This window comes from Rhizobium sp. RCC_161_2 (assembly GCF_041355235.1).
Taxonomy (GTDB): Bacteria; Pseudomonadota; Alphaproteobacteria; order Rhizobiales; family Rhizobiaceae; genus Rhizobium.
On the sequence record NZ_JBFUPL010000009.1, the window covers coordinates 251784 to 263253 of the forward strand.

10 protein-coding genes and 1 pseudogene are annotated in these 11470 nt (G+C 60.3%); 6 read left to right on the plus strand and 5 right to left on the minus strand.

Going from position 1 to position 11470, the window contains the following annotated elements:
- Positions 1-3: 3 nt before the first annotated feature.
- Both AB6803_RS22990 and AB6803_RS22995 read left to right on the plus strand, forming a co-directional pair.
- Positions 4-777: an SDR family NAD(P)-dependent oxidoreductase gene (locus tag AB6803_RS22990; protein ID WP_371111061.1), complete on the plus strand. Its 774-nt coding sequence runs from the start codon at positions 4-6 to the stop codon at positions 775-777.
- A gap of 102 nt (positions 778-879) precedes the next feature.
- Positions 880-1832: pseudogene (locus AB6803_RS22995) on the plus strand (NAD-dependent epimerase/dehydratase family protein).
- Positions 1833-1849: 17 nt separating this feature from the next.
- Here the strand turns inward: AB6803_RS22995 and AB6803_RS23000 are convergent.
- Complete coding sequence (locus tag AB6803_RS23000; RefSeq protein WP_371111062.1) at positions 1850-3061, minus strand: TIGR03862 family flavoprotein; 1212 nt, start codon at positions 3059-3061, stop codon at positions 1850-1852.
- 107 nt (positions 3062-3168) lie between these two features.
- The gene (locus AB6803_RS23005; RefSeq protein ID WP_371111063.1) at positions 3169-3960 is read right to left on the minus strand and encodes a class I SAM-dependent methyltransferase; all 792 of its coding nucleotides are present in this window, start codon (positions 3958-3960) and stop codon (positions 3169-3171) included.
- Between the two features lie 247 nt (positions 3961-4207).
- Between AB6803_RS23005 and AB6803_RS23010 the strand changes: the two genes are divergently transcribed.
- From AB6803_RS23010 to AB6803_RS23025, 4 genes are all read left to right on the plus strand, one after another.
- Positions 4208-4915: a TetR/AcrR family transcriptional regulator gene (locus AB6803_RS23010; protein WP_371111064.1), complete on the plus strand. Its 708-nt coding sequence runs from the start codon at positions 4208-4210 to the stop codon at positions 4913-4915.
- A 128-nt stretch (positions 4916-5043) separates the two neighbouring features.
- Positions 5044-6201, plus strand: a complete 1158-nt coding sequence (locus tag AB6803_RS23015; protein ID WP_371111065.1) for a Gfo/Idh/MocA family protein — start codon at positions 5044-5046, stop codon at positions 6199-6201.
- Between the two features lie 12 nt (positions 6202-6213).
- The gene (locus AB6803_RS23020; RefSeq protein WP_371111066.1) at positions 6214-7389 is read left to right on the plus strand and encodes a dihydrodipicolinate synthase family protein; all 1176 of its coding nucleotides are present in this window, start codon (positions 6214-6216) and stop codon (positions 7387-7389) included.
- A 30-nt stretch (positions 7390-7419) separates the two neighbouring features.
- The gene (locus AB6803_RS23025; protein ID WP_371111067.1) at positions 7420-8244 is read left to right on the plus strand and encodes a sugar phosphate isomerase/epimerase family protein; all 825 of its coding nucleotides are present in this window, start codon (positions 7420-7422) and stop codon (positions 8242-8244) included.
- An 82-nt stretch (positions 8245-8326) separates the two neighbouring features.
- On the opposite strand, the gene AB6803_RS23030 is transcribed toward AB6803_RS23025, so the two are convergent.
- From AB6803_RS23030 to AB6803_RS23040, 3 genes are all read right to left on the minus strand, one after another.
- Positions 8327-9433 (minus strand): branched-chain amino acid ABC transporter substrate-binding protein, encoded by a 1107-nt coding sequence (locus AB6803_RS23030; protein ID WP_371111068.1) that lies wholly within the window; start codon positions 9431-9433, stop codon positions 8327-8329.
- Positions 9434-9708: 275 nt separating this feature from the next.
- A complete protein-coding gene (locus AB6803_RS23035) occupies positions 9709-10707 on the minus strand; it encodes a pyridoxamine 5'-phosphate oxidase family protein (RefSeq protein ID WP_371111069.1) in 999 nt (332 codons plus the stop codon).
- A gap of 48 nt (positions 10708-10755) precedes the next feature.
- The gene (locus tag AB6803_RS23040) at positions 10756-11373 is read right to left on the minus strand and encodes a glutathione S-transferase family protein (protein ID WP_371111070.1); all 618 of its coding nucleotides are present in this window, start codon (positions 11371-11373) and stop codon (positions 10756-10758) included.
- Positions 11374-11470: the final 97 nt, after the last annotated feature.

Here is an 11470-nt window from a genome sequence, read left to right on the forward strand (position 1 = left end):
TCGATGTTCTTTGAGAAATTCAGAATGGACGGTCAGGTTGCCGTCGTCACCGGCGGCGGACGCGGTATCGGTCTTGCTTGCGCCGAGGCATTGGCCGAGGCCGGTGCCCGGGTCGTTATCATCGACCGGGAAGAGGCAATCGCCCAGTCCGGCAAGCAGGCATTGGCGGCGAAGGGCTATGACGCCGATGTCCTGATCCTCGACGTGACGGATTCGGTTGCCGTCGACAAGGCGGCCGAGGAGGTGTTCGCCAAATTCGGCCGGATCGACGTTCTCGTCGCCAATGCCGGCATTGCCCGCTCCGGCACTCCTGCCGAGGACACGCCGGACGAACTCTGGCTGAACGTCAATGATGTCAATTACAACGGTGTGTTCTGGTGCAACCGCGCCTTTGGCCGGCCAATGCTGAAGGCTGGACGCGGCTCGATCATCAATATCGGCTCGATGTCCGGCTACATCGTCAATCGTCCGCAAAACCAGACCTACTACAACGCCTCCAAGGCCGCCGTGCACCATCTCACCGCCTCGTTGGCGGCGGAATGGGCCGGGCGCGGCGTCCGCGTCAATGCGGTGGCGCCGACCTATATCGAATCCGAGATGACGAAGGTCCTCAATCTCGATCCCGACGTGGTCGATGTCTGGCTGCGCGATACGCCGATGGGCCGGATGGGCCAGCCACACGAGATCGCTTCGGTGGTGCATTTCCTCGCCTGCGACGCATCCAGCCTGATGACCGGCACGACCGTGAAGGCCGATGCCGGCTTTACCATCTGGTAGGGGGTGACAAAGCGGAAGAGGCTCCTATTCTCTAGGAGCAATCATTTTCTTCATTCCGGATTCCGGTCTCATCCGTTCTGAAAATATCCCTGGGAGGACATCATGACGCGTGCAGTGGTCATCGGCGCAACCGGCCATGTCGGCACTTACCTCGTACCGCGGCTGGTGGAGGCTGGACATGAGGTCGTGGCAATCAGCCGTGGCCAGGCGAAACCCTATTCGCCGAACCGGGTATGGGATGATGTCGAGCAAGTGTCGATGGATCGCAGCGCAATGGAGAAGGACGGCAGTTTCGGGCCGGCCATCCGGGCGCTGAAGGCCGATATCGTCATCGACATGATCTGCTTCACCTTGGAGAGCGCCAAGCATCTGACCGAAGTGCTTGCCGGACATGTCGGCCATTTCCTGCATACGGGCACGATCTGGACCCACGGCTATTCCACTGTCGTGCCGACCCTTGAGGAAGCGCCGAAGCGGCCGTTCGGCGAATATGGAATCCAGAAAGCCGCTATCGAGACCTATCTGTTGGCGGAGGCGCGCAGCAAGGCTTTCCGGCCACGCTGATCCATCCCGGCCATATCGTCGGCCCCGGCTGGGCGCCGCTCAACCCGGCCGGCCATTTTAATCTCTCAGCCTTTTCGACGCTGGCCCGCGGCGAAACGCTCGTATTGCCGAATTTCGGCCTGGAAACGGTCCACCATGTCCATGCCGACGATGTCGCCCAGATGTTCATGGGCGCAATTGCCAATTGGCGGGCCTCGACCGGCGAGAGCTTTCATGCGGTCTCGGGTGGCGCGCTGACGCTCAGAGGCTATGCCGAAGCGATGTCGCGCTGGTTCGGACATGAGCCGAAGTTGGAATTTATTCCCTACGACACATGGGCGAAGGGCCAGACGCCGGAGGATGCGACCGCGACCTGGGAGCATATTGCTCGCAGCCCGAACTGCTCGATCGCCAAGGCAGAGCGCCTGCTCGGTTATGCGCCGCGCTATACCTCGCTGCAGGCGGTGCAGGAGTCGGTGGCGTGGCTGCTGGCGAATGGACGGATTGGGTAGCCGGTTTATGGCAGAAATCAGTTGCTGCCCAGCCAGGCCTCTATTCCTCGCGCCGCTGCACGACCCGTGGCGAAACAGGCGGTGAGGAGATAGCCGCCGGTCGGCGCCTCCCAGTCGAGCATCTCTCCGGCTGCGAATACGCCGGGAAGCGCCCTCAGCATATATTCGTCGTCGATTGCGCTCCAATGGACACCGCCAGCAGATGAGATGGCCTCGGTGATGGGACGCGGCCGCAGCAGTGGGATCGGCAGGGCCTTGATCAGCCGCGATAGCTGCTCCGGATCGGTGAGGGTGGTCGGAGCAGCGAGCTCCCGCAGCAACGCCGTCTTGATGCCCTCGATACCCGCACCTTTGCGGAGACGATTGGAGAGGCTGGCCTTTGCATCCTGCCGTGCAAGATCGCGAGACAGCCGCTCCATCGTTCTGCCGGGCGCGAGATCGACCAGCAGTGCGGCCTTGCCATCGTTTGCAAGCCGGTCGCGCAGGCAGGCGGCGTGCGCATAGACGAGGCTGCCTTCGATGCCGTGTTGGGAAATGACGAATTCGCCGGGAAAAGTCCCGGCATCCGAGGTTGCCGTTACCGCCTTCAGCGGCGCGCCGGCGAAGCGCTCCTTGAAAACCGAGTTCCAGGCGACATCGAAGCCGCAATTGGCGGGCTGGAAGTCGCCGATATCGACACCCTTAGCCCGCAGCCAACCGGTCCAGCCGGCGTCCGAACCGAGCCGCGGATAGCTGGCGCCGCCAAGCGCCAATAACGCCGCGTCGCATCGGATGATTTTTTGTCCTTCCGGCGTCTCGAACAGGAAACCGTCTTCCGCAAAGCCCGACCAGCGATGCCGCGTCAGAATCTTGACGCCTTGCGCCTCCAGCCTGCCAAGCCAGGCGCGCAGCAGCGGCGAAGCCTTCATGACCTTTGGAAAGACGCGACCCGAAGTGCCGGTGAATGTCTCCGTGCCGAGCCCTGCCGCCCAATCCCTGATATCGTCGGGCGTAAAGGCCTCAAGGACAGGGCGCAGCCGGTCGGAGGCAGGGCCGAAGCGATTGGCAAAGCGGGCAAAATCCTCCGAATGGGTGATATTGAGGCCGGATTTCCCCGCCAGCAGGAATTTGCGCGCAACCGTCGGCATGCTGTCATAGACGGTGACCTGATGGCCGGAGAGGGACAGCACTTCGGCTGCCATCAGGCCGGCCGGCCCACCACCGATGATCGCGATCTGCTTTTCTGTCATGGAGCCGTCCGGCACTGGTTCATTTTTGTTCTCTTGGGCTGAGCCAGTGTTGAAAGCAAGGTGTTTCCAACGGCCGAATGTAACTTGGGCCGAACAGGAAATTCAACTTAGATAGATCTTGCTATCCAAAGTTGCTCACGTCCGTAGGCCGGTGGTGCGCCACTAAAATCCGAGAATTGCTCTACCACCTCAAAACCACAGAGTTCGAGCAGATATGCGATTTCCTGCCGCATGCTCCATCGGAGCGTCCAGGATGTTTCTTCGCATGCCACGAGCCTGCCCGCCTTATCGAACGCCTCGAAACGCAGCATCTCTTGAACGGTCTGATGCATCGGGTTGGTGTGTCTGGCCAGCATCGTTCTGCGTATTAGATGATCGGAGAGCGGATCATGCATCTCACGAGGGGGCGGAGCCGCGAAATTATTCGCAAACAGCAATTCGAAATAGGGATCGAAAAGATCGAGAACGAGGTAGCCGCCGGGCATGAGATGCTGATGAACGCAGAGAAGCGCTTTGCGTTGATCGTCGGGTGTCAATAGATGCTGAAAACTGCGCGCCGTGTTGATGACGAGAGGAAACTTCTGTTTGAGATCAAAGTTCGTCATATCGTCGTTGACGAACTGGACGCGTGTGCTCAGGTCCGGATGATCTGCAAGCTTGGCGGCAGCGATCGCCAGCATGGAGCTGGAAATATCCAGGCCAATGACGTCATAGCCTGCGTCGGCGAGGGGAAGCAAAATGCGCCCTGTGCCTGTGCCGATCTCAAGAATGGGGCCGCCGAAACGATGCGCGCAATCCAAATAAAATTCGATATCGCCAGCCAATAACCCGCCGCCAGTAAAAAGGTCGTAGGCAGCAACGGCAAGGCCGCCTTTATAATAGTCAGTTGCATTCGTCATTGCGGCTGCCCCTTCCGTTCAGCGTAGAATACGGGCTTTCATAAGAGGAGCAATGATGAGGACGTCCGGCTTGCGCAACGTCCCATCTTCGGTTTTCACGCAGCTCCATTAAATCGTGGAAATTTATATAACTATGTAGTTACTCAAGCCTCCGATTTCTGGAAGACTGTCAACTTGCGCGATGATCGGGTACTTGTCGGTGACGAGAAGGCCGCATCGGCCTTGCCTAATATTGCCGAGAACCTTGATGTCTGAAGCCAAAACCGCAAAGAACCGATCGAAGAGCGTTGATGTCGAAGTCGCCGGACCGGCGATATCGAGCGCGCCGGTCGAGCGGCCGCGGCTTCGCGATGCGGAGCGCACCAGCAAGGCGATCCTGGCGGCGGCGACCAAGGAGTTTGCCGAGCGCGGCTATGGCGGCGCCCGCGTCGATGCCATTGCCGAGCGCGCCAAGATCAACAAGCGCATGCTCTATCACTATTTCGGCGGCAAGGACGCGCTCTACGTCGCGGTCCTCGAAGGCAGTTACGTCGCCATCCGATCGGCGGAAGCAAGGCTTGATCTCTCGCATCGCAGCCCCAGTGAGGGCATGCGGGAGCTGGTTGTTTTCACATGGAAATATTTTCTGGATCACCCGGAATTCCTGGGCATTCTCAGCACGGAGAATATGCAGAAGGCGCGCTTCCTGAAGCGCTCGGCCCGGATTTTCGAGCTGCATTCGCCGCTGGTCGCGGAGATTTCCGGTCTGCTCGACCGCGGCGTTGCCGCCGGCGATTTCCGGTCCGGCTGCGATCCCGTCAAGATTTATATGAGCATTGCGGCGCTTGGTTCCTTCTTCCTGACGAACCGCTGGACGCTGTCGACGATCTTTCAGCGTAACCTCTCCGAAAAATCGGAAATCGATGCCTGGGGCGAGCATATCATCGAAGTCATCTTCGCCTATCTGCGCCCCTGAGAGCCCGGATCGGCCAATTCAAGAAAATCTGCATAATTGCCGTAGCGATCGCTGACGACTGTCGTTGACAGAGCTGCATTGTCGTGTCAGTCATGTAACTATATAGTTATTTACGGGAGGAATGACTTATGGCGACAAAGCCGATCGGCATCATCATGCACGGCATTACCGGGCGCATGGGGTACAATCAGCATCTGGTGCGCTCGATCCTGGCGATCCGCGATCAAGGCGGCGTGCTGCTTTCCAATGGCGACAGATTGATGCCCGAACCGATCCTTGTCGGCCGCAACGCCGAGAAGATCGCGGAGATTGCCCGCAAGCACGGCGTCGCCAAGACGACCACTGATCTCGATGCCGCGCTTGCCGATCCGAACAACACGATCTTCTTCGACGCCGGCTCGACGCAGATGCGTGTCTCGCTGCTGGAGCGGGCGATTGCCGCCGGCAAGCATGTCTATTGCGAAAAGCCGATTTCCGAGACGCTGGACGAGGCGCTTTCGGTTGCGGCCTCGGCAGAGCGGCGCGGCGTCAAGAACGGCGTCGTGCAGGACAAGCTCTTCCTGCCGGGCCTGCGCAAGATCGCCATGCTGCGCGACAGCGGCTTTTTCGGCAAGATCCTCTCCGTGCGTGGTGAGTTCGGTTATTGGGTCTTCGAGGGTGACTGGGGCGTGAAGGCGCAGCGGCCATCGTGGAACTACCGCAAGGCCGAGGGCGGCGGCATGATCCTCGATATGCTGCCGCATTGGCGCTATGTGCTCGACAATCTCTTCGGCGAGGTCAAAGCCGTGAGCTGCTACGGCGCGACCCATATTCCAAGCCGTGTCGATGAAAACGGCAAGACCTATGTCGCCGATGCCGACGATTCCGCCTATGCCACCTTCGAACTCGAGGGCGGCATCGTCGCCCATATCAATTCCTCCTGGGCTGTGCGCGTTCGCCGTGACGATCTCGTCACTTTCCAGGTCGACGGTACGCATGGTTCGGCGGTCTGCGGCTTGATGCGCTGCTGGACACAGCATCGCGTCAATACGCCAAAGCCGGTGTGGAATCCGGACCAGCCACAGACGATCAATTTCTTCGACACCTGGGACGAAGTGCCGGATACGCAGGTCTTCGATAACGGGTTCAAGGCGCAGTGGGAGGGCTTCCTGCGCCATGTCGCCGAGGATGCGCCGTGGAAATTCACGCTTCGCGAAGGCGCCAAGGGCGTTCAGCTTGCCGAGCTTGCCCAAAAGAGCTGGGTCGAGCGCCGCTGGGTCGACGTTCCCGCACTTGCCGCGCGCTAGGAGGTCGAGATCATGACGAAGACCCTTCGTTTGCCCACGGCTGACGGCAAGCTTGCCGATTTTACCGTCGTCAACACGCCGCTCAGCCCGCCGGAGCGTCCGGCCGGTGGCCATCTGTTCAATCGCGTCGCCTATGCGGCCGCCCATGTCGTCGTCGATCCGCTCGCCGATAACGATCCCTGGCTAGACCGCAACATCGATTGGGAACGCACGATCGCGTTTCGCGAATATCTCTGGGATCTCGGTCTCGGCGTCGCGGAAGCCATGGACACGGCGCAGCGCGGCATGGGCCTCGATTGGACCGGCGCCAAGGAGCTGATCACCCACGCACAGTCAGCCGCCCGCAATCGTCCGGACGCGCTGATCGCCTATGGCGCCGGCACCGATCATCTGGCACCCGGTCCCGACGTTACCATCGATGACGTCATCCGCGCTTATGAGGAGCAGGTTGCCTTCGTCGAAGGCCAGGGCGGGCGCATCATCCTGATGGCGAGCCGCGCGCTTGCCGCCGCTGCCAAGGGGCCAGACGACTATATCCGCGTCTATAACCGCATACTCGGACAGGTGAAGGAGCCGGTGATGATCCACTGGCTCGGCTCGATGTTCGATCCGGCGCTGGCGGGCTATTGGGGCTCGCCGGACGATCTGCGCGCCATGGAGACGGCCGTCGCCATCATCAACGACAACGCTTCCAAGGTGGATGGCGTCAAGATCTCGCTATTGTCGGCGGAAAAAGAGATCCTCATGCGCCGCCGCCTTGATCCCTCAGTTAAGATGTATACCGGTGACGATTTCAACTATGCCGAATTGATCGCCGGTGACAGCCAGGGCTATTCGCATGCGCTGCTCGGCATCTTCGACGCCATCGCGCCGGCGGCGAGTGCTGCTCTGTCCCAGCTTGCTCAGAACAATCTCGATGCCTTTCACCAGATCCTGGCGCCGACCGTTCCGCTGTCGCGCCACATCTTCAAGGCGCCGACGCGCTTCTACAAGACAGGCGTCGTCTTCCTCGCCTATCTCAACGGCTTTCAGGATCATTTCCAGATGCTGGGCGGCCAGCAAAGCACGCGCTCCATCGTGCATCTTTCGGAACTCTTCCGTCTGGCGGATACGGCGCGTGTTCTGAGGGACCCTGATCTTGCCGTGCAACGGATGAAGACGATCCTTGCAACGGTCGGCGTCGCCTAGTCGAGGACAGGATCTGGGAGGATCATCAGAATGGCTATATCGGGCCTTTCCATCAATCTTGCGACTGTGCGCCAGCAATATGACATGCGCCAGGCGGTCGAGGCATGCCTGAAACAGGACATCGTCGCGATTGCCCCTTGGCGCGATCAGGTGCACAAGATCGGCCTTTCCGAAGCGGCGAAGATCGTGGCAGACAACCGGCTGCAGGTGACCGGCCTTTGCCGCGGCGGCATGTTTCCAGCCGCCGATGCCGAGGGCTTGAAGGCGGCAATCGACGACAACAGACGGGCGATCGACGAGGCGGCAGCGCTGAATGCCGATTGCCTCGTGCTGGTCGTCGGCGGCTTGCCGAAGGAATCGAAAGACATCGGCCAAGCTCGTGAAATGGTGGCGGATGGTATCGCGACAATCCTGCCGCATGCCCGCAGCGCCGGCATTCCGCTGGCAATCGAACCGCTGCATCCGATGTACGCCGCCGACCGCGCTTGCGTTAACACGCTGGAGCAGGCGCTCGACATTTGCGACCTCTTGGGCGAGGGCGTTGGTGTCGCCATCGACGTCTATCATGTCTGGTGGGATCCGAAGCTTTATGAGCAGATCGCCCGTGCTGGCGCCAACGGCCAAATTCTGGCCCACCACATATGCGACTGGCTGGTGCCGACCACGGACCTTCTGCTCGATCGCGGCATGATGGGCGACGGCGTCATCGACCTGAAGCGCATCCGCGCAGCCATCGAGAAAGCCGGCTTTCTCGGCGCACAGGAAGTGGAAATCTTCTCGGAAGCGAACTGGTGGAAAAGGCCAGGAGAGGAAGTTCTCTCGACCTGCGTCGATCGTTTCCGCACCGTTTGCTGACGCGGGCCGACAATATCGAAAAACATAAAAATGCCGGGCCACGTATGGCCCGGCAAAACATTCAAGACTCGAATCCGGCGGCTTATTCGGCAGAAACGATCTTGCCGGCTTCCCACTTGTACAGCGAGAAGCTCTGCGAGGTGAGGTCGCCGCTTTCGCCGTAGGTGACCTTGCCGATGGCAGTGTCGATCGGCTCGCCAGTTTTCAGGGCGGCGCCAACAGCTTCCGCGTCGTCGGCCTTACCGGCCTTTTCGATGCCGGCTTTCAGCACCTGCACGGCGGCATAGGCGTTGAGCGTGAAGGCTTCCGCTGGAATATTGCGGGCTTTCAGGGCAGCGACGGCTGCCTGGGAGTCCGCGTTCTTCAGCGCGTCGGAGGCGTTGGTGAAGATCGTGCCGGCGGCGGCTTCGTTGCCGATTGCCCAATATTCAGTATTCGAGAGGCCATCGCCGCCGATGATCTGTGCCTTAACGGAAATGTCCTTCAGCTGACGGGCGAGCAGGCCGCCTTCCGGATGGTAGCCGCCGAAATAGATGAGATCGACGCCGGCCTGCTTCAGCTTTGCTGTCAGCGCGCTGTAGTCCTTTTCGCCGGGCGTCAGGGAATCGTTGACCACCTCGGTGACGCCGCCGGCATTGAGCGTTGCCTTGAAGGCGTCCGCTAGGCCCTTACCGTAGGCACCCTTGTCGTTGAGGATGGCGACCTTCTTGTCCTTGAAGTTCTTCAGCACGTAGTCAGCGGCTACAGTTGCCTGCTGGTCGTCACGGCCGCAGGTGCGCAGGACATTGGTGAGGCCGCGCTTGGTGAGGTCAGGTGCGGTCGCGGTCGGCGTCACCATCAGGATGCCGTTTTCAGCAAGCGCATCCGAAACCGGAATGGCGACGCCCGAGGTCACCGGGCCAACGACGAAGCGAATGCTGTCGCCGACGAAACCGTTGGCAACGGAGACGCCTTGCTTCGGATCGCCGGCATCATCGCCGAGCTTCAGGACGAGCTTCTGGCCGAGAACGCCACCGCTCTTGTTGATTTCGTCGATGGCGGTCTCTGCGCCATTCTTGACCTGATCGCCATAAGCGGCGACGGGGCCAGTCAGCGGCGCGATCAGGCCGATGGTGATATCGGCATGGGCCAGCGGCGCAAAGGCCAGCGAGGCGACGAAGGTCGCAGCCGTCAATGTCTTCAGACTCATTTTCTCTCTCCTCGGATGGGCGCGGCAGCGCCCTTTGAACCCGCCGCAATGGCCTGTCGTGGCGCGCGAACTGCCGCAAGGCGCCCTGAAATGGAGACAGGAAGTTACATCGAGGCCGATGAGCGCTTTCGGACATTTTTGACCTCAAAAGCGCTCATAAGGGTAGTTTCTGTAGGAATATTAGGACGATTCCGCAAGAAAATAACCGTCGCCGAGACAATTTTGACGAGTTTTCATTGATTTCGGTTGAGATGACGCCCCCAGGATTTTACGGGTTAGAGCCGTTTTTGACCGCAATCGGCGCCGCCACGGGTGGCGTCCCAGCTGCCGGTCGTCAGCGAACTGGGCGACCAGCCGTCCTCACGGAATTTCCACCGCAGCGGTAAGGCGTCAGGACGGCGAACGATCTTACCCGGCATGAAGCGCCACAGCCGCTCCGCGCCCTTAAAAACCGCGATCTCCGGCGAATCCAGAATGACCTCGGCCTCGCCGGTGAGTTGCAGCAGTTCGCCGCTGTCGAAATCCGCAAAAACCAGCCCGGCCTTCGGGTTGAGGGTGATATTGCCGAGTGTGTTGAAGAACAGGTTGCCGGCAAAATCCGGGATGATCAGCACGCCGTCGCCGCCGATGCGGACAAAACCAGCCCTGCCGCCGCGATGTGAGACGTCCACCTGTCGGTGTCCGTTTTCACGATCCACATAGGAGGCCACGAAGAAGGTGTCGGCGTCGGCGATGATCTGTTTTGCCCTAGCGTCGAGTTCGCTCAGATGCACCGCCGGCAGATCCGTCTGTTCGGACGGATCGCGGATAAAGGTGAAGTCCCGCAACTGAATATACTTTGGGCAGTTGCCGTAGGCCTGCCCGACCGTAACATCGAAGCCATGGTCTCCATGCCGGCGGATCGCGCCGTTCAGCCGGTTGCGGCGGCGGGTATGGAGCTCGATCCCGAGCATGCCGATAGCATCGCCATCCCCCATGCCCAAGTCGGCGGGATCAGTCGGATCACGGGCAAGATCCACGCTCAGGGTATGGATATCGGGGCTATGCAGAAAGCCGGGACGGGCGGCCCGCAGCGTCGCCCAGGCATCGCCTTGAGCATCGACGCTGCCAAGTACGATGAAGGGCAGTTGCGGATAGAAGTCGCGGTGCTGGTCGATCAGATGATCGCGCAGCACCCGCTGGCCGACCTCGCTCATTCGCTCCGCCACCCCAACCGTCTTTTGCAGGGCTATTTCCCCGGCATGCCAGGGAGAGTCATTTTCGGCGGTGAACATGATCTGACCTTTCAAACATAGTTAGGTTAAACGTTTCCGGGGTGGTTCTCAGGCCGCGTCGGCAATGCCGATCGGGGTCTTCTGGAAAGGGTAGAAACCCGGAAGGGCTTCGATGCGGGCAAGCCAGGCAGTGACGTTGTGATACCGGAAGCGATCGACATTGCCCTCCGGCGCGCGGGCGATGTAGCTGTAGAGCGCGACGTCGGCGATGGTCGGATGATCGGCCGCGATCCATTGGCGGCTGGCAAGCTCCGCGTCGATCAGCGTCAGAATGGCATGGGCGCGAGCGATCACCTCATCCGCATCGAACTTGGCGCCGAAAACGGTGACGAGGCGGGCGGCGCAAGGGCCGTAGGCAATTTGGCCCGAAGCAACCGAAAGCCAGCGCTGCACGGCCGCAGCGCCAACCGTGTCGTCCGGGAGCCAGCCCTTTTCAGCGTATTTTTTGGCGAGATAGACCAGAATGGCGGTGGAGTCGGCGATAATGACGCCGTTGTCATCCAGCACTGGAACCTGCCCGAAAGGATTGAGCGCCAGGAACGCCGGGGTCTTGTGTTCGCCCTTGGCAAGGTCGACCTCAACGATATCGGCATCGACACCGATCAATGAGAGGAACAGGCGGGCGCGGTGAGCATGACCAGACAGCGGATGGAAATAGAGCTTCATGTTTTAGTCTCCGGATTAAGGTGTGGACCCAAGCTAAACATGATTGTTCCCACCTGAGAACGGAAGTGCGATAGTAAGCAAGAAACTATTCCATAAT